At 44.0% G+C, this 17,340-nt stretch carries 17 protein-coding genes; 13 read left to right on the plus strand and 4 right to left on the minus strand.

Annotation, left to right across the window (positions count from 1 at the left end; translation table 11 throughout):
- Positions 1-11 precede the first annotated feature (11 nt).
- The 3 genes from dusA (at position 12) to CKQ84_RS12045 (ending at position 1,884) form a co-directional block, all read left to right on the plus strand.
- Positions 12-1,031 (plus strand): tRNA dihydrouridine(20/20a) synthase DusA, encoded by a 1,020-nt coding sequence (gene dusA, locus CKQ84_RS12030; protein WP_105251464.1) that lies wholly within the window; start codon positions 12-14, stop codon positions 1,029-1,031.
- A 210-nt stretch (positions 1,032-1,241) separates the two neighbouring features.
- Positions 1,242-1,532 carry a hypothetical protein gene (locus CKQ84_RS12035; protein ID WP_105251465.1) on the plus strand — a complete coding sequence of 97 codons (291 nt, stop codon included), beginning with the start codon at positions 1,242-1,244 and terminating at the stop codon, positions 1,530-1,532.
- Positions 1,533-1,683: 151 nt separating this feature from the next.
- Positions 1,684-1,884, plus strand: coding sequence for a PspC domain-containing protein (locus tag CKQ84_RS12045; RefSeq protein ID WP_105251467.1), 201 nt, complete (start codon positions 1,684-1,686; stop codon positions 1,882-1,884).
- 131 nt (positions 1,885-2,015) lie between these two features.
- On the opposite strand, the gene CKQ84_RS12050 is transcribed toward CKQ84_RS12045, so the two are convergent.
- Positions 2,016-2,753, minus strand: a complete 738-nt coding sequence (locus tag CKQ84_RS12050; RefSeq protein ID WP_028761866.1) for an enoyl-CoA hydratase — start codon at positions 2,751-2,753, stop codon at positions 2,016-2,018.
- A gap of 33 nt (positions 2,754-2,786) precedes the next feature.
- Here CKQ84_RS12050 and CKQ84_RS12055 point away from each other — a divergent pair, with 33 nt between their 5' ends.
- From CKQ84_RS12055 to CKQ84_RS12065, 3 genes are read left to right on the plus strand one after another with little or no spacing between them, the layout of a single operon-like run.
- On the plus strand, positions 2,787-3,269 hold the full coding sequence (locus tag CKQ84_RS12055; protein WP_028761867.1) for a copper chaperone PCu(A)C: 483 nt from the start codon (positions 2,787-2,789) through the stop codon (positions 3,267-3,269).
- A gap of 11 nt (positions 3,270-3,280) precedes the next feature.
- Positions 3,281-4,249, plus strand: coding sequence for a DUF2333 family protein (locus tag CKQ84_RS12060; RefSeq protein ID WP_105251468.1), 969 nt, complete (start codon positions 3,281-3,283; stop codon positions 4,247-4,249).
- Between the two features lie 2 nt (positions 4,250-4,251).
- The gene (locus CKQ84_RS12065) at positions 4,252-4,989 is read left to right on the plus strand and encodes a TIGR04219 family outer membrane beta-barrel protein (protein WP_028761742.1); all 738 of its coding nucleotides are present in this window, start codon (positions 4,252-4,254) and stop codon (positions 4,987-4,989) included.
- 77 nt (positions 4,990-5,066) lie between these two features.
- On the opposite strand, the gene tolC is transcribed toward CKQ84_RS12065, so the two are convergent.
- Positions 5,067-6,374, minus strand: a complete 1,308-nt coding sequence (tolC, locus tag CKQ84_RS12070) for an outer membrane channel protein TolC (protein WP_105251469.1) — start codon at positions 6,372-6,374, stop codon at positions 5,067-5,069.
- A 244-nt stretch (positions 6,375-6,618) separates the two neighbouring features.
- Between tolC and nudF the strand changes: the two genes are divergently transcribed.
- The 7 genes from nudF to parC are packed head-to-tail and all read left to right on the plus strand — an operon-like array spanning position 6,619 to position 14,562.
- Complete coding sequence (gene nudF / locus CKQ84_RS12075; RefSeq protein ID WP_028759445.1) at positions 6,619-7,221, plus strand: ADP-ribose diphosphatase; 603 nt, start codon at positions 6,619-6,621, stop codon at positions 7,219-7,221.
- 6 nt (positions 7,222-7,227) lie between these two features.
- Positions 7,228-7,668 (plus strand): DUF1249 domain-containing protein, encoded by a 441-nt coding sequence (locus CKQ84_RS12080; RefSeq protein ID WP_105251470.1) that lies wholly within the window; start codon positions 7,228-7,230, stop codon positions 7,666-7,668.
- Positions 7,669-7,683: 15 nt separating this feature from the next.
- On the plus strand, positions 7,684-8,523 hold the full coding sequence (gene cpdA / locus CKQ84_RS12085; protein ID WP_105251471.1) for a 3',5'-cyclic-AMP phosphodiesterase: 840 nt from the start codon (positions 7,684-7,686) through the stop codon (positions 8,521-8,523).
- A gap of 26 nt (positions 8,524-8,549) precedes the next feature.
- Positions 8,550-9,125, plus strand: a complete 576-nt coding sequence (locus tag CKQ84_RS12090) for a YqiA/YcfP family alpha/beta fold hydrolase (RefSeq protein WP_105251472.1) — start codon at positions 8,550-8,552, stop codon at positions 9,123-9,125.
- A 56-nt stretch (positions 9,126-9,181) separates the two neighbouring features.
- Complete coding sequence (gene parE, locus CKQ84_RS12095; protein ID WP_105251473.1) at positions 9,182-11,068, plus strand: DNA topoisomerase IV subunit B; 1,887 nt, start codon at positions 9,182-9,184, stop codon at positions 11,066-11,068.
- 52 nt (positions 11,069-11,120) lie between these two features.
- Complete coding sequence (locus CKQ84_RS12100) at positions 11,121-12,293, plus strand: sorbosone dehydrogenase family protein (protein WP_105251474.1); 1,173 nt, start codon at positions 11,121-11,123, stop codon at positions 12,291-12,293.
- Positions 12,286-14,562: a DNA topoisomerase IV subunit A gene (parC, locus tag CKQ84_RS12105; protein ID WP_105251475.1), complete on the plus strand. Its 2,277-nt coding sequence runs from the start codon at positions 12,286-12,288 to the stop codon at positions 14,560-14,562. Before CKQ84_RS12100 ends, parC begins: the two co-directional genes overlap by 8 nt.
- Positions 14,563-14,724: 162 nt before the next feature.
- Here parC and CKQ84_RS12110 read toward each other — a convergent pair whose 3' ends face one another.
- A complete protein-coding gene (locus CKQ84_RS12110) occupies positions 14,725-15,783 on the minus strand; it encodes a porin (RefSeq protein WP_105251476.1) in 1,059 nt (352 codons plus the stop codon).
- 435 nt (positions 15,784-16,218) lie between these two features.
- Positions 16,219-17,283, minus strand: coding sequence for a porin (locus tag CKQ84_RS12115; RefSeq protein ID WP_105251477.1), 1,065 nt, complete (start codon positions 17,281-17,283; stop codon positions 16,219-16,221).
- Between the last annotated feature and the right edge of the window lie 57 nt (positions 17,284-17,340).

Raw genomic sequence — 17,340 nt, forward strand, 5'->3', positions numbered from 1 at the left:
TTCGGATTATAATGAATTTAGATAAAACCCAGCAGCACCAAGGTTTAGCGCCTAAAACCCTCGATAGAACCTTTTCCATTGCGCCCATGCTGGATTGGACGGACCGTCATTATCGTTATTTTGCACGTTTGATGTCGGCTAATGCTTTGTTGTATACGGAAATGGTGACAACAGGAGCGATATTGCATGGTCGTGGTGATTACTTGGCATATAACCAAGAAGAACATCCTTTGGCGTTGCAGTTAGGTGGCTCTAATCCCTTAGATTTGGCTCGTTGCGCTAAACTCGCTGCTGAGCGAGGCTACGATGAAGTTAACCTCAATGTGGGTTGTCCTTCCGATCGAGTGCAGAATGGTCGCTTTGGCGCGTGTTTGATGGCAGAACCTGAGTTAGTGGCTGAGTGTGTTGACGCCATGAAACAAGTCGTTGATATTCCTGTGACTGTGAAAACGCGTATCGGAATTGATGAACAAGATAGTTATGCGTTTTTAACCCAGTTTATTGATGTGGTCAGTGCAAAAGGGTGTACGGATTTTACTATCCATGCGCGTAAGGCGTGGCTTCAAGGATTAAGCCCAAAAGAGAATCGCGAAATCCCGCCGCTCGATTATGAGCGTGTGTATCAACTTAAGCGTGATTATCCTGCACTTAATATTGGTATTAATGGCGGCGTAACAACTCTTGAGCAAGCACAAGTTCATTTAGTGCAGCTCGATGGAGTAATGATGGGGCGCGAGGCTTATCAGAATCCTTATATTCTGGCGCAGGTGGACCAAATATTGTGTGGCAGTCAAAAAGCAGTGATCAGCCGCGAGGCTGTGATTGAGGCTATGTTGCCTTATATTGAAGCGCATTTGCAGTCTGGTGGCCGGCTCAATCATATTACTCGTCATATGATAGGTTTATTTCAAGGTTTACCAGGTGCCCGTGCTTGGCGTCGTTATTTGAGTGAAAATGCCCATAAAAACGGCACTGGGATAGAAGTGGTAAAACAGGCTTTTCAGAGTATTCAAGCTGAAGTCACTGAGTGATTTCTAATCAACTTAAAAGATGGTGAAATTTACTAGTTTGAGTAGTATTTTTCACCACTTGTCATTTCCTTATTCATTTCTATATCTCATTCCGTTCACTTAAAATACTTTAAAGTGATTAGAATCATGATGTTAAAAATATTATTATAAGTTGGCACGCAGTTTGTACTAGTCCCTTCGTCAAGTTAATTAATCGAAAGGGATGCCATCATGTTTATGTTAACCATTAAAAAATCAGTACAAATGAGTATGTTATTAGGCGCGTTAGTCGGTAGCGTTGCAGCACACGCAGAAGCCGCACCAATATCAGATGTTGTGGGAACTATTGAGCAAACATTAACTGCGCAGACACAAGAATTGTTCGTCAGTGTAAAGCGTGAATTTGTGATGTCATTGCAAACACAACTGGCTGAAAGTATTTATGACTTCAACAGTCAACTTAGCTTAAACGCTGAAAATAAAGGTGAATCGGCAGGTACCGATGAATATAGCGCTAAGTAAAGGATCTGCTTATGTGGTTTGTAGCACCTTTGATGACATTGCTACTGTTACCTGTAATTAGTCTTGCGTTGTTTTCAGGCATTATTTGCTGGTTTCAGTGGCATAGTGTTAATGATAAATAAGTTAGCGATCAACTGAGCCGAGGTTTTAGATGAAACGATTAAAAGTGCGTATGGAGAGTCCAGAGCGTTTAGTGTGTGGTGTTGCTGCAGGCATGGCGTGGAAGTTTGATTGGTCTTGTTTTTGGACTCGTGCGGTGTGGGCTGGTGCAATTGTATTTATGCCGGGTGTGAGTTTGCTAATTTACTTTGTTTTAGCATTGTTAGTTGACCAATGGAAAAAACCAGCCTAATCATGCAGTGATGGCTGGTGTTGATGAGCTAATAAGTGGCTTGTTTTGATTTTAAATGATGCAGTTAAACCTATCAACAAGAGGGCACTTTGACCCTCATGCGAAAATGTATGTGCATACTGCCTTGCAGACTACTTTTTCAAAAAAGCTTGAAATCTGCTTTTGGCTTCATCACTTTTTAGCCTAGCGCTAAATTGTTCAAGTTCTTGGTGCATTTGGTGTTGTACACGATTTTTATGCGGACGCATTAATTGACGTGTGATTTGTAGGGCTTGTGGCGGTTGATTTGCCAATTTTTTTGCCTGAGATAGTGCATAACTGAGTAAATCTTCATGGGCCACAATTTCGTTGATCATATTGAGTCTATGGGCCGTCTCGGCATTAAAGCTTTCACCAAGTAGCAGTAACTCAGCCGCTTTTTGATAACCAATGAGTTCAGGTAAGAGTAGGCTAGCCCCCGCTTCTGGCACGAGAGCCAAGTTGACGAAGGGAAGTTGAAATTTCGCCGTGTTGTCAGCGTATACCAGATCGCAATGTAGCAGTACGGTTGTACCTATACCGACGGCGGCACCAGAAACGGCAGCTACCAGAGGTTTTTTGAGTTCGAGTAGACAAAATAAGAAACGTACTGCGGGATGATTTGGCCCTAAGTCACTATTTTTCAAAAAGTCAGCAACATCATTGCCTGAGGTGAAACAATTATCTTGGCCATGGAGCATAAAGGCACGAATGTCGTTGTCTGCTTCACCTTCGATCAGGTATTCTGTCAGTTGTTTATACATATTAAGATCAAGTGCATTGCGTTTATCAGGGCGATTAAAGCTAATAATACGCACGCCCTGATCATCCTGAACCTGTATATGACTCATGGGTTGTTTCCTTTACGACGACATTGGGTAGACATGGAGTTTAAGACATTGAAACCAATATTCAAACAGCTGTTTAATTGTCTAGTTTTATCTTGTGCATCATTTTCAGCGTTGGCGAACGTAGTCATGACTGAAGGTCATATACGCGCCATGCCTGAGACAGTACCAAATACTGCCGCTTACTTTACGCTTGAAAACCACACAGATAAAGCGATTCGTCTTATCGGTGTCAGTACGACTGTGGCAAAGGATGCCCAATTACACACGATTATCGAAGACCAAGGCATGGTGAAGATGCGCCATGTTGAAGGTTTTGACATCCCCTCCCATGGCACATTAACGTTAACGCCGTCAGGGGATCACGTCATGTTGCTTGGCTTAAAAGCGCCATTGGTGTTAGAGCAACAAGTTGAACTGCAATTAGAGTTTGACGGTGGCGAGAAAATGGCAATTACCCTGCCTGTTAGTAAAGCAGCAGAAAACGCCGCAGAGCAAGAGCATCATCACCATCATTAAGGAGTCGCTTGATGCAAATTACATGGAAAAAAGTTACCGGGGTCGGTTTATTTTTAGTATTAATCGGTTATGGCGTGAGTGTATGGTGGAGTATCGAACCGGATCCGATTAGCCCTCAACAATTAACAGCATCCAATAAGAATATTGTTGGGTACGCTACCACTACATCGCTAATCCTCACAGTCGAAAATTTACTCGATAAGCAAGGTGGTTGGTTATCAAACGATGTGATGCCACCTTCCATCTTCATGGATAACATGCCCGCATTTGAATATGGTGCTTTGGAGCAAGCCCGTGATTTAGCCTTGATTATGCGTAAAGAGTTTAGCCGTTCACAGTCACAATCTGCGGCGGACAAAGATTTAGGCGAAGCCCAATCTAAGCTCAATATTGACCACACTAGCTGGTTAGTACCCAGTGCCGAAAGCGAATATCGCGATGCAATCAAATTGCTGAAGCTTTATCGTGCCCGCATGATGGACCCAAATAATCAAGATGCACAGTTTTATGCCCGTGCTGACAACCTTAATGAATGGTTGAAAGAAGTGCAGAAACGTCTGGGCAGTATGTCGCAGCGTTTATCTGCCAGCGTTGGCCAAGAGCGCTTAAATACAGATCTAGCTGGTGACAATTCGGCGCGTCAATCAACCCCAAATTTGACCAGCCATCAGGTAAAAACCAGTTGGTGGAAAATTGATGATGTCTTCTATGAGAGCCGTGGTGCTTCATGGGCGTTGTTGAACTTTATGCGCGCAGTTGAAGTTGACTTTGCTGACGTATTGAAGAAGAAAAATGCTGAAGTAAGCCTAAGACAGATCATTCGTGAGCTGGAGGCGACTCAGCAAACTGTCTGGAGCCCTGTTGTGCTTAATGGCAGCGGTTTTGGCTTAGTCGCTAATCATTCATTGGTTATGGCTAACTATGTGTCGCGTGCGAATGCCGCGGTGATTGATTTAACGAACTTGCTATCTCAAGGTTAATTATGAAAAAAACTCTCCTCGCCAGTGCGGTATTAGGATTCTGTATGGCCTCATCTGCCCAAGCGGCAACTGTGGTTGGTTTTACGATTGGTGGTGATTACTGGCGCGCCGATACTAGCGGTACTTTTGCTGATAAAGGTCAACCACAACAAACATTTGATTACAGTTCATCTGCTCAAGGCAGTTATTGGATTGCAGTTGAGCACCCATTGCCATTTGTCCCTAACATTAAAATCCGTGAAAATAGCCTAGATCAGAAAGGCAGCATGTCTGGTGCTGATTTTAACTTCAATGGGCATGATTTTAAAGGTAATGTTACTGCCTATACTGATTTGAGCAACACAGATTTCGTGCTGTATTACGAAATATTGGATAACGACATAGTGTCGTTGGATCTCGGTGCTGCTTACAAGTTAATGAATGGTTCACTGCGCGTGCAAGATCCTGGTCACCCAGAAGAGAAAGATGTCGATAGCGGTATTGTGATGGGTTACGCCAGTACGCATGTAGGTATGCCTGGCTTAGGCTTGTACGGTTTTGCTGATTTGATGCAGGGCGTCAATGAGTCAAGCGTGCACGACTATGCTATTGGTTTAGGTTGGCAATTTGATGGTTTGGCCGTTGATACCCGTGTACGTGTAGGCTACCGTGAATTTTTATTCGATGTGAGTAATTTCTCGGGTGTGAGTGCTGATACTAAATTTAAAGGTTATTTTGCGGGTGTTGAAATCAACTTCTAATTTTGTTGATTTTAACTTTTAAGCATAAAAAAACCGCCAAATGGCGGTTTTTTTATATTTAATGACTGAGAGCGTTGTTACTGTGCAATCAAGCCATTATTGATGGCGATAACATCATCTTCATTCAATGTACCCGCAGCTTGCTTTAGTGCAACAACTGAATTGATGTAGCTATAGCGCGCATCGGATAATTTACGTTTTGAGTCGTACAAGTCACGGGTACGGTTCAAAACATCAACGATAGTACGAGTACCCACTTCGAAACCCGCTTGAGTGGCTTTTAGGGCACTTTCTGATGAAATAACAGATTGCTCATAAGCTTTGATTGAGCTGATAGAAGCACCTACGTTGTTGTAGTTATTACGAACGTTTTTCACTACACCACGGTAAATTTGCTCAAGCTTTTCACTTGCTTCAACATACTGGAATTGTGCTTCATTAACTTGTGAGCTGACTTTAAAACCTTCGAAAATCGGAATGCTTAAGTTGACACCAACGCTGACATTATCAAAATCAGGTTCGTTGAGATTACCCATTTTTTGCTCAAGACCTTTGTTGTAACCGGCATTTAAGCTTAAAGACGGCATGTGGCCTGCTTGATAAAGCTTAATGGTCTCTTGGGCAATATCTTTACCAATACGTTGAGTCATTAAATCAACACTATTGGTTTCAGCAATTTTTAACCATTCGCTAGATGACGTTGGCGCTGGCGTAACGGCTGAGAAACGGTTGGTATCTAACACATTAATCGTCTTGTGATCGATACCTGTGATTTCACGTAAGGCTTCATAACTATTGGCGAGCGTGTTTTCGGCTAAAATTTCAGTGGCTGAGGCTAAGTCATATTGCGCTTGAGCTTCATGCACATCGGTAATCGCGGTTAAACCCACTGCGAAACGTTGTTTAGTTTGTTCAAGTTGACGCTCGATTGCGCGTTTTTCTGCACCTTGGAACTCGTAGTTGTCTTTCGCCGTTAATACATCGAAATAGGCTTTAGTGATACGAGTAATCAAGTTTTGTAATGCTGAAGCATAAGCGGAATCAGCTTGAGAAGCGGCTTTCTCAGCAAGACTTAAACCAACCCAAGCACTGTGATCATAGATGACTTGATTTAATTTCAGGCTACCTACTAGACCACTTGCATCATCCTTCGGATCATTCCAAGCTTTGTCATAACCGACGTTTGCACTAATGGTTGGCAACAGCGGAGCGCGGTTTTGTTCGATTTTCTCAAACAAACCATTACGCTGGGCTTGGGCTTGCAATACGAGCGGGTCGCTGGTCAGTGCTTGCTGATAAATTTGCAACAAATCATCTGCTTGCACCGCTGAAGCGGAAGCCGCAAGTGTTAATGCTGCGCATAAATTATGGATCTTAAATTTCATTTGCTGTCCTTATTAGACAAAATCCCCCCACGGAGGAATATTTTAACTTCGTTTAGACTAAGTAATGCCTTTACCAAGGCGGTTTGCGCTTCCCGACGCTTCCCGATACAGCTAAAACTTAATGACCTAGAGTCTAAGAACTCTGACACTTTCAAGTCAAATTCGAAGTGTAACAGATTTTATTTTAAAAATGTGCTCAAATTGCCTTGATTATAGGCGCAAATTTAACTTTTAAGGATAGAGTATGAAACCCCCTGTTTTTTCGCAAACGGATATTGAGATCTTAGGAAAAAAATCCCTTTATCAAGGTTTTTTCTCAATGGACGAATACACTTTCAAGCATAAATTATTCGCTGGTGGCTGGAGTAAGCCTGTCACTCGCGAAGTGTTTGAACGGGGTCATGCTGTGGTCGTTCTTCCCTATGATGCCAAGCAAGATAAAGTCGTACTCATCGAACAGGTACGTTTTCCTGCATTAGCAACCGCTAAATCTCCTTGGCTTCTTGAGTTAGTCGCGGGTATGATTGCGCCCGCAGAAACGCCTCTGGATGTTGCACACCGCGAATTAATGGAAGAAACTGGCTTAATGGCTAAGCAAATACACAGTGTAAATAGCTATTTAGCGAGCCCAGGTGGTAGTACAGAACGTTTCTATTTCTATTGGGCTGATGTCGATTCAAACGACGCCCGTGGATTGCATGGATTAGCTGAAGAGCACGAAGATATTCGATTGCATGTCATGAGCCGCGAGCAAGCTTATGAGCGAGTGGTTGCGGGCGAGATTGATAATGCGTCGACCGTTATTGGATTACAATGGTTACAATTAAACTATCAGCAACTGGTTTAAATTGGGATGAATTTGGCTACTTCGAGTCTAAAACGGCGCTATAAACCCAACGTCAGTGATTTTTTAGCACTGTGCGGGCGTAATTATGGCTACATGTTGAAATGGTTACCGTTAGAGATAGCTATCGGTGAGTCATGGCGACTCGAAGGTGAGTTTGGTATATTAGTAGTGCGAATTTTAGAAAATACCAAATATACTCAGCTAGTTGAGATATCTCGTCCCATCGAAATAAAGGAGTTTATCAATACTCCCAAGGTGTTAGTGAGAATTTATCACGATGCTAAATTAGCAGAAGTGTTAACTGGCCAACAGATTTACCAATTACGCCCAGTGTATGATTATCCCAATGTACGCATGTATCAAAGTGATGAAAAGTACCAGGTGAATGCATTCCTGGAAGAGTTATTAAAGATTGGTTACCAACACAGTGTCGTGTGCCAGTCTTAGAATTGGGTATTCAATGTGCTGAAAGAGGCTGTCTCTTACTCCATAGCTGAAGGGGAAAGCGTGCGTATCGTGCAAGTCACAGATCCGCATCTTTTTGCCGATCCTGAAGCTCAGCTATTAGGAGTTAATACTAGCAAAAGTTTTGCTGCCGTATTAAATACGATTAGAGCTGTGGACTATCCTGCTCACTTGATGCTCGCCACGGGCGATTTGAGTCAAGACTATTCGGCTGAGTCCTATCAGCAATTTGTGAAAGCAGTCACCCCCGTTGGCTTACCTTGCCATTATCTTCCTGGAAATCATGACGATCCACGGATCATGTATCTGCACATGCAGGGTGAACAGATTTTTGGGCAGCAGCGTATTCTGGCGGGAAACTGGCAAATCCTCATGTTGGATTCAACCGTGCGGGGAAAGCCTGGCGGCAATATGGCCGAGACTCAGTTCGAATTAATTGATGAAGCTATTGCCGCACATCCTGAATGCCATACTTTACTGGTGATGCATCACAATCCCATCGTTGTGAATTGTACTTGGCTGGATCAGCACTGCATGGACAATGGCGCCGAGTTTATCGCGCGAGTGGCAAAATATCCGCAGGTCAAAGGATTGCTCTGGGGACATGTGCACCAATGTATTGATACCCATCATAATGGGCCCCATGGCACGTTGCAGTTGATGGCGACACCTTCCACTTGTATTCAATTTAAGCCGTTATCGCCTTATTTTGCCTTGGATGGCGTTCAACCGGGTTATCGTTTGCTGGAGTTGAAAGCCGATGGTAGCATCAACACTAAAGTGTATCGCGTACCGGGTAACCATTTTTCCCCCGACAACAACTCTAGCGGTTATTAACGCGAATAGCCGCAGCCTGAGGAAATATGCTGCTTTATATTCACGGTTTTAATAGCTCTCCATTTTCAGATAAAGCTGTGATGACGGCTAAGTACATGGCGCGGCATCATCCTAGTGTGGCCTTCCATCAGCCCCAATTGCCTAATACACCTAAGGCTGCGATGGTGCTCTTAACCGCTTATGTTGAGGCTGCGATTGATGCCAAAGAGCCATTAGCTTATATAGGCTCATCTTTAGGTGGGTATTTCGCCAGCTATTTAGCCGAAACCTATGGTGGCAAAGCGGTGTTAGTTAATCCTGCGGTAAAACCCTTTGAGTTGTTCGATGAGTTTATGGGGCCGCAATTCAATCCTTACACTGAACAGCATTATCTTGTCTTACCTGAGCATAAGTCTGAAGTCGCTGAATTTAATACGGCTGTGATCCGCAATCCGGATCGTTTTTTGGTATTATTGCAGACAGGTGATGATGTGCTGGATTATCGCGAAGCGGTCAATAAGTATCATCACTGTCAATTGCGAGTTGAAGCGGGTGGTGATCACAGCTTTGTTGGTTATGAGTCGCATCTGCAAACTGTAAGCCAATTTTTACACTTACCTTGACAAACTGACATGCCGAGCCGCAACATGGCCGGATATAACAACCTATAGCGTGCCCTATGACAAATCAATACACCTCTGACGCCATTGAAGTTCTCAACGGACTCGATCCTGTTAAACGCCGTCCAGGTATGTATACCGACACCTCCAGACCGAACCATTTGGGCCAAGAGGTCATAGATAACAGTGTCGATGAGGCATTGGCAGGTCACGCGACAAAAATTGAAGTTGTTCTACATACAGATAACTCCCTCGAAGTCACTGATGATGGCCGTGGTATGCCAGTGGATATCCACCCAGAAGAAGGCATTCCTGGGGTTGAGTTAATTCTGACCAAATTGCATGCCGGCGGTAAATTTTCGAATAAAAACTACCAGTTCTCCGGTGGTTTACACGGTGTCGGTATCTCGGTGGTCAACGCTTTGTCGCGCCGTGTCGAAGTCACGGTTCGCCGTGATGGCCAAGTGTATGACATCGCTTTTGAAAATGGCTTTAAAGTTGAAGATTTACGCCCAACAGGGACCTGTGGCCGTCGTAATACGGGGACTCGAGTGCATTTTTGGCCCGATGCGAGCTATTTTGATTCGGCTAACTTCTCAAATTCAAAACTGATTTATCTGCTGCGGGCTAAAGCGGTACTGTGCCCAGGTTTACGGATCAAATTTACCAATAAACAGACAAACGAAGTCCATGAATGGTTCTATGAAAGCGGCCTAACTGATTATTTAAAGGCGGCTATCGGTGACAATTTAAGATTGCCAGAAGAGCCGTTTGTCGGCTGTTTTAAGGGCCAGCTAGAAGCCGCAGATTGGGCCATTACTTGGTTGCCAGAAGGCGGTGAATCCATTGGCGAGAGTTATGTTAACTTAATTCCGACTCCGCTCGGTGGTACCCATGTGAATGGTTTCCGCCAAGGTTTATTGGAATCGATGCGCGAATTTTGTGAGTTCAGAAATTTAATTCCCCGTGGCATTAAACTTTCACCCGAAGACATTTGGGATCGCGCCGCGTTTATATTGTCGGTGAAGATGCAAGAACCGCAATTCGCTGGTCAAACAAAAGAAAAGCTTTCTAGTCGCCAATGCGCTGCTTTTGTGTCTGGTGTTGTGCGTGACGCATTCTCACTCTGGTTGAACTCAAATACCGAGTTAGCTGAATCCTTAGCCGAAATGTGCATTAATAATGCCCAGAGTCGCTTAAAGGCCGCCAAAAAAGTGGCCCGCAAAAAGGTGACTTCGGGACCTGCACTGCCGGGTAAGCTGACAGACTGTAGTGGCCAAGATCCGATGCGCGGAGAGTTATTCCTCGTGGAAGGGGATTCTGCGGGTGGTAGTGCTAAACAGGCCCGCGATCGTGAGTTTCAAGCCATCATGCCGCTGCGTGGAAAAATCTTGAATACCTGGGAAGTCGATGCTTCGCAGGTGTTAGCTTCACAGGAAGTCCATGATATTTCGGTCGCGATTGGTTGCGATCCCGATAGCAGTGATATTTCTGAATTACGTTATGGCAAGATTTGTATCCTTGCGGATGCCGACTCAGACGGACTGCACATTGCTACCTTGTTATGCGCGCTATTTTTGAAGCATTACCGTATCTTAGTTGAGCAGGGTCATGTGTATATTGCTATGCCGCCGTTGTTCCGTATTGATATCGGCAAAGAGGTTTATTACGCCTTAGATGAGGCAGAAAGAGCGGGTATTTTAGACCGTATTGCCGCTGAGAATAAAAAGGGTAAGGTACAAGTCACCCGCTTTAAGGGCTTGGGTGAGATGAATCCTTTACAACTTCGTGAAACAACGATGGATCCAAACACCCGTCGTTTAGTACAGTTGACGATAGATGACATCGAAGAAACGGATGCTTTGATGGATATGTTGCTCGCTAAGAAGCGTTCGCCGGACCGTAAAAACTGGCTTGAAGATAAGGGTGACATGGCTTTACTTTAATGTTGTGCACTATTGCCGATAACAATAAAACATAGGCATAAAGAAAATTACAATGTTGTATATTAAAACTAATAATTATAATTGCTTAAAGGTGTTTTCTGCCGGTTTTACACTCTTAGCGAGTGTGACGTTATTGCTCTGCAATAGCGCCTTTGCGGGTTCCCAATCGATCATGATTACCGTCGCTAAGGGGTTTGGTTTATCGCTTTATGCCTCGGATATTGGCGATGCTAAGCAGATGGCGATGGGGGCTAATGGCACTTTATTTGTCGGTTCCAATAAGAGCGGCACTATCCATGCTCTCGTTGATAGTAATCAAGATGGTCGTGTCGATAAGCGCTATGTGATAGCCAAAGGGCTTGAATCACCCGATGCGATTGCATTCCACAATGGTGACTTGTTTGTCGCCACTGAAAATCAAATAGTACGCTTTGTTGATATTGAGCAAAGATTGCGCCGCCCGAGTCGACCCAAAGAGATTTACAGTGACTTGCCTTACTCAGAGAAGAAAAGTTCTCGGGCAATTAATTTTGGCCCAGATGGCCGTTTATATGTGTCTATTGGTGCGCCCTGTAACGTCTGTGAAGCGCCAGTGCCTTACAGTAGTATCATAGCGATCAATGTTGATACAGGCGCGAGTGAGCAGATTGCGGCTGGTGTGCGTGATGCAAGTGGATTTGATTGGTCGCCAATAGACAAAAAATTATGGTTTGCCGATCAAGGCCGTGATTGGATGGGGGACAACTTGCCACCCGATGAGATTAACCGCATCGATGTGATAGGGAGTCATTATGGCTTCCCTTATTTACATGCCAGTAGTGTTGTCGAACCTGCCTATGAAAAACCGAAAAATTTAAAAATCACTCTGCCAATGTATGAGTTGCCAGCCCATGTTGCACCCACGGGACTTGCATTTTATCGCGGCAGTCAATTTCCCGATATTTACCATAATCAGTTGTTTGTCGCCGAAAATGGCTCGTGGAATCGTTCGAGTAAAGTTGGCTATCAAGTGGTGATGTTGAAGATTGAAGATCAAAAAGTGGTGAGTCGTGAAACGGTTGTTAGTTTCCTTGACGGTGAATTTCCCGTTGCTCGACCCTTTGCGCTGTTATCGGCATCCGATGGTGCTATGTACATCTCCGATGATTTAAAAGGTAACGTGTATCGCTTGTTTTATAAGGGCGATAGTACTGAAGAAACACAGGAACTAGAAGAAAATGAGTGACGCTATCAAGTTAAGTCTCGATGGGGTAGAGCAAATGCCATTGCGGCGCTTTACCGAAGAGGCTTATCTGAACTATTCCATGTACGTCATTATGGACCGAGCCCTGCCACACATTGGTGATGGACTTAAACCGGTACAGCGTCGAATTATCTATGCGATGAGTGAGTTAGGTTTATCGGCTCAATCTAAGCATAAAAAGTCGGCTCGTACGGTTGGTGACGTATTAGGTAAATACCATCCTCACGGCGATAGTGCCTGTTATGAGGCTATGGTATTGATGGCGCAGCCATTTTCATATCGCTACCCGTTAGTCGATGGCCAAGGTAACTGGGGTGCCCCCGATGATCCTAAGTCATTTGCGGCTATGCGTTATACCGAAGCACGTCTCTCTAAATTCTCTGAAGTGTTACTCAGTGAACTGGGACAAGGTACGGTCGAGTGGGGTGCTAACTTCGACGGTACTTTGAAGGAACCTAAAGTACTGCCTGCACGTTTACCGCATATCTTACTCAATGGTATTACTGGTATTGCCGTAGGTATGGCGACGGATATTCCGCCGCATAACGTGAGAGAATTAGTCTCCGCCTGCGTAGCATTGCTCGATGATCCTAAGCTTGAACTCGAGCAATTGATGGCCTTTGTACCAGGTCCTGATTATCCAACTGAAGCCGAGATTATTACCCCGTCTGCCGATATTGCAAAAATTTATGAGTCGGGCCGTGGGTCATTAAGAGCACGTGCGGTTTACACTGTCGATGGCGGTGAAATCATCATAACGGCGCTGCCACATCAAGCCAGTAGCGGTAAAATTTTAGAGCAAATCGCCGGTCAAATGCAGGCGAAGAAATTGCCTATGGTGGCCGATTTACGCGATGAGTCGGATCATGAAAACCCAGTGCGTCTTGTGGTGGTACCGCGCTCCAATCGCGTCGATTGCGATCAACTGATGGCGCATTTGTTTGCCACCACAGATTTAGAAAAGAGCTTTAGAGTTAACTTAAACGTGCTGGGTCTCGATGGACGTCCGCGAGTTAAAGGGTTGAAAACCTTATTAACTGAGTGGTTAGAGTTCCGCGTTGATACGGTTAAACGTCGTTTAGAATATCGTTTAGACAAGGTGGTATCGCGGTTACATATACTCGAAGCCCTAATGATCGCTTTCCTCAACATTGATGAAGTGATCGAGATTATTCGTTTTCACGATGATCCTAAAGCCGAGTTGATGGCCCGTTTTTCACTCAGTGATAAACAAGCCGAATCGATCCTCGAGTTAAAGTTACGGCATTTAGCTAAGTTAGAAGAATTTAAGATCACGGCCGAACAAAATGAGCTTGAAGCCGAACGCGAAAAACTGGAGCAGTTATTGGGCTCAGAGCGTCGCTTGAAGACGTTGATCAAGAAAGAATTAATTCAAGATGCCGAAACCTATGGTGATAATCGTCGCTCGCCAATCGTATTGCGTAATGAGTCTAAAGCATTAACTGAACAAGAGTTAACGCCGACAGAAGCCGTGACTGTTGTCTTATCTGAAAAAGGTTGGGTGCGTTGTGCTAAGGGCCACGATATCGATCCTTTGTCGCTCTCCTATAAGTCTGGCGACCAATATCTATGTAGCGCGATGGGACGTAGCAATCAGGCCGCAGTGTTTATTGATTCGTCTGGGCGGGCTTTTGCGACGGATAGCCATACTCTGCCATCGGCCCGTAGCCAAGGTGAGCCTATTACGACTCGCTTCAATATGGCACCTGGCGAAACCATGCAGCATGTGTTGATGGGTGAAGAAGACCAATGTTACTTGTTAGCTACGGATGCAGGTTACGGTTTTATTTGTTCATACAACGATATGGTGTCGCGCAATAAGGCAGGTAAAGCCTTGCTGAGTCTACCAACAAACGCTAAATCATTAACGCCTAAGTTGATCGACCGCACTAAAGAAATGTCACTGCTAGCGATCACAAACGAAGGGCGGATGTTACTGTTTTCGCTAGAAGCGTTACCGCAATTATCCAAGGGTAAAGGTAATAAAATTATTGGCATACCAACCGAAAGGGCCAAGAGTCGCGATGAACTTATGACGCATTTACAATTAGTGCCGAGTGATACGCCGGTTACCTTGTGGGCAGGTAAGCGCAAACTCACACTGAAGCCAAGCGATCTTGAGCATTATCGAGGTGAACGTGGACGTCGTGGTGCAAAATTGCCTAGAGGATTACAACGTGTCGATAGTGTTGAATTAGGTGACGGTGGTGATGCTTTAGCGAGCATCTAATGCTTTGTAATGGTTTCAATGCTGTAAAAGAATTAAATGGGTTAACTAAAACCACCTCAGTTTGGCTTAGGTGGTTTTTTTTTGCGTTTTGGATTAGATTTGAGGCATAAAAAAACCTACTGTATTACTACAGTAGGTTTCTATTATCTCTTAGGTAAGAGATTAGAAGTCGTAACGTACGCCTACAGAGAATACGTTGTCATCTTGTAGATCTGTTTTAGCATTAGCAACAGTAAAATCACCACGGTACATAGCGTATTGACCATAGATCATAGTTGATTTCGCTAAGCGATAATCAGCACCAATGTTGAAGTTTTGGAAGTTGATGTCATCAGCACCTTTTACGCCGCCCAGTTTAGTGTAAGCGCCACCTAAACCAGCTTCATCAATGCCGTATTCAGCCTTCAGGTTTACACCGTTCAGATCATAAGAAACGTTAACAAAGTAAGTGTTACCTTCGATGTCATTGTTCACAACATCTTCAGAGTTTTGGAATAAACCACCGACTTTGAATTGACCGAATTTTGCTTGGCCGACTAAACGGTATGCATCAACACCCGCGATGCCTTTGTTATAGGCTACTGCAGCATAGTAATTCTGTTCTTTAAACTTGCTGTCACCTAGAGTTGCGCTTAATGCATATAGGCTTTCAGAAGTCTTAGCTGTAGTGTCGTTATCATCAAATTGATAGTTAGCGTTTAATGTCACTAAGCCTGCAATTTTTGGTGAATAGTACCAAGCACCATCGGCAGTACGAGTTTGGGCACTGACTAAACGGTCGATATCGGCGTTAGTGTTACCGAAAATATCCACAGCACCTTCGGCTTGTTTGAATACTGAGTCATTACGACCCACTAACACAGTACCAGCGTTAGTTTTTAAACCTAAGAAAGTGTTACGTGCTTTGAAAACATCACCTGCACCAGAAGTGTTTTCAACTTGGAATTCCATTTGGTAGATAACGTCAAAGCCATCAGCAATTTTTTCTGAACCTTTAACACCTAATAGAGAGAAGTTGTTTTCTAAATAAGTACCTGCGTTATTCTCATCGGCATAGTTTGCTTCTAAGCCGTTAGTACCTGATTGTAGAGTGGCACCTGTGTCAGTATGGGTTAGAGCAAGCTCTAAACGACCATAGAAGCTTGGGCCTTCGGCTAGCGCACCGAATGAAGCCAATGCCAATACTGATGCAACTGATGCAGAGATGAATGTCTTTTTCATATTTTGTGCTCCCTCGAACCTAAGTTCTTATCCATTTTTCATGGTTTTTGTGTGGTTTAACGCATTTGCTACCTGAGTCGGTAACAAAGTTGCCGCCGATTTTTACAGTTTTACGACTCGCAGGCTGTGGCGCAGATCATGTTTTTGGCTCTCCTTGCCTATATTCGGGCCATTTCTGGGATCTTTCCTTATATCTTGACTGCAAATTTACCTGAAAGGGGTAAAACTCTATTTTTCACTTACTACTTAAGTGGTAGGTAAGGCGGATTGCCTTAGATAGTGCGTCGGCGAGGGTAACTGTAGCATATACTAATGCTGTAGCAAGTCTGTCATATTGGTTATAGATTTGTGTTTGGGGGCGATATCTAAGCAGAAAAAGCGGCCGAAGCCGCTTTTTTATCAATAAATAACCTTGGGGTTAGTTGATTAATCTATTTAAAAATCAACGCGTAAACCGACAGTAAAGATGTTGTCATTCAGGTCTTGCTTTACATCGGCCAACATAAGATCACCATCGAAGCGTGTGTAGTGACCATAGACCATAGTCTTAGTGCTCAGGCGGTAATCTGCACCCACACTGAACTGTTGCAGGTCAACATCACGGACCTGTTCTAGGCCACTGTTGTCTTGGTCACCAACATAACGGCTCACGTACTTGCCTAGACCTGAGTCATCTTTGCCGTACATCATCTTTAGTTTTAAGTCGCCAATTAAGTAGGCTGCGTTGACAAAATAGGTATCGCCTGAGAGATTGGCAAACTTATTATCTACATGCTCACTGTGTTGATATAAGGCACCTAAGATTACGTCACCGAATTTAGCTTGGGCCACACCACGATAGGCTTCAACGTTATCAATACCATCACTATAGGCGGCAGCGACATAGTAGTTTTGTGCTTTAAAGGCTTTATCCCCTAAGGTGGCGCTCAGAGCATACATTTGATCTTTGCTATACACGTCGTTGCCATTGCTATCCACTTGGTCATAGTTATCACTCATCAGATAAGTGGCATTAAGCGTCACGAGATCGGCAATTTTAGGTGAATAGTAAGAAATGCCATCGGCTGAGCGTGTTTGGCCTGCAACCAGTAAGTCGATATCAGCATTGGTATTACCGAAAAGATCGAAGCTACCTTCAGCTGCTTTAAATACGGTATCGTTACGACCCACTAAAGCCGTACCTGCGGCACTTCTGATACCTAGGAATGTATTACGGGCATTGAAGGTTTTATTTGAGTTGTCAAAGTTTTCGACACCAAATTCCATTTGATAAATGATGTCAAAGTAAGGGCTTACAGTTTCAGAACCTTTTACGCCTAACCAAGAGAAGTTGTTTTCAAGAACAGTGCCCTCCTTTTGGTTTTGAGTTGCATAACCTGTGTCTGAATTGGTAATGGCAAGATCAGCATGACCATAGAATTCAGGGCCATCGGCGAGTGCTGTGAATGAATAGAGTGTGAGGCTAGAAATAATAGCCGTCGTCAGTAGATTCTTTTTCATCTTCATTTTCCTGTGCTTATCGCTGTTATATGCATTGATAACTTCAGTATCTATGCA

The organism is Shewanella sp. WE21 (assembly GCF_002966515.1).
GTDB lineage: Bacteria > Pseudomonadota > Gammaproteobacteria > Enterobacterales > Shewanellaceae > Shewanella > Shewanella oncorhynchi.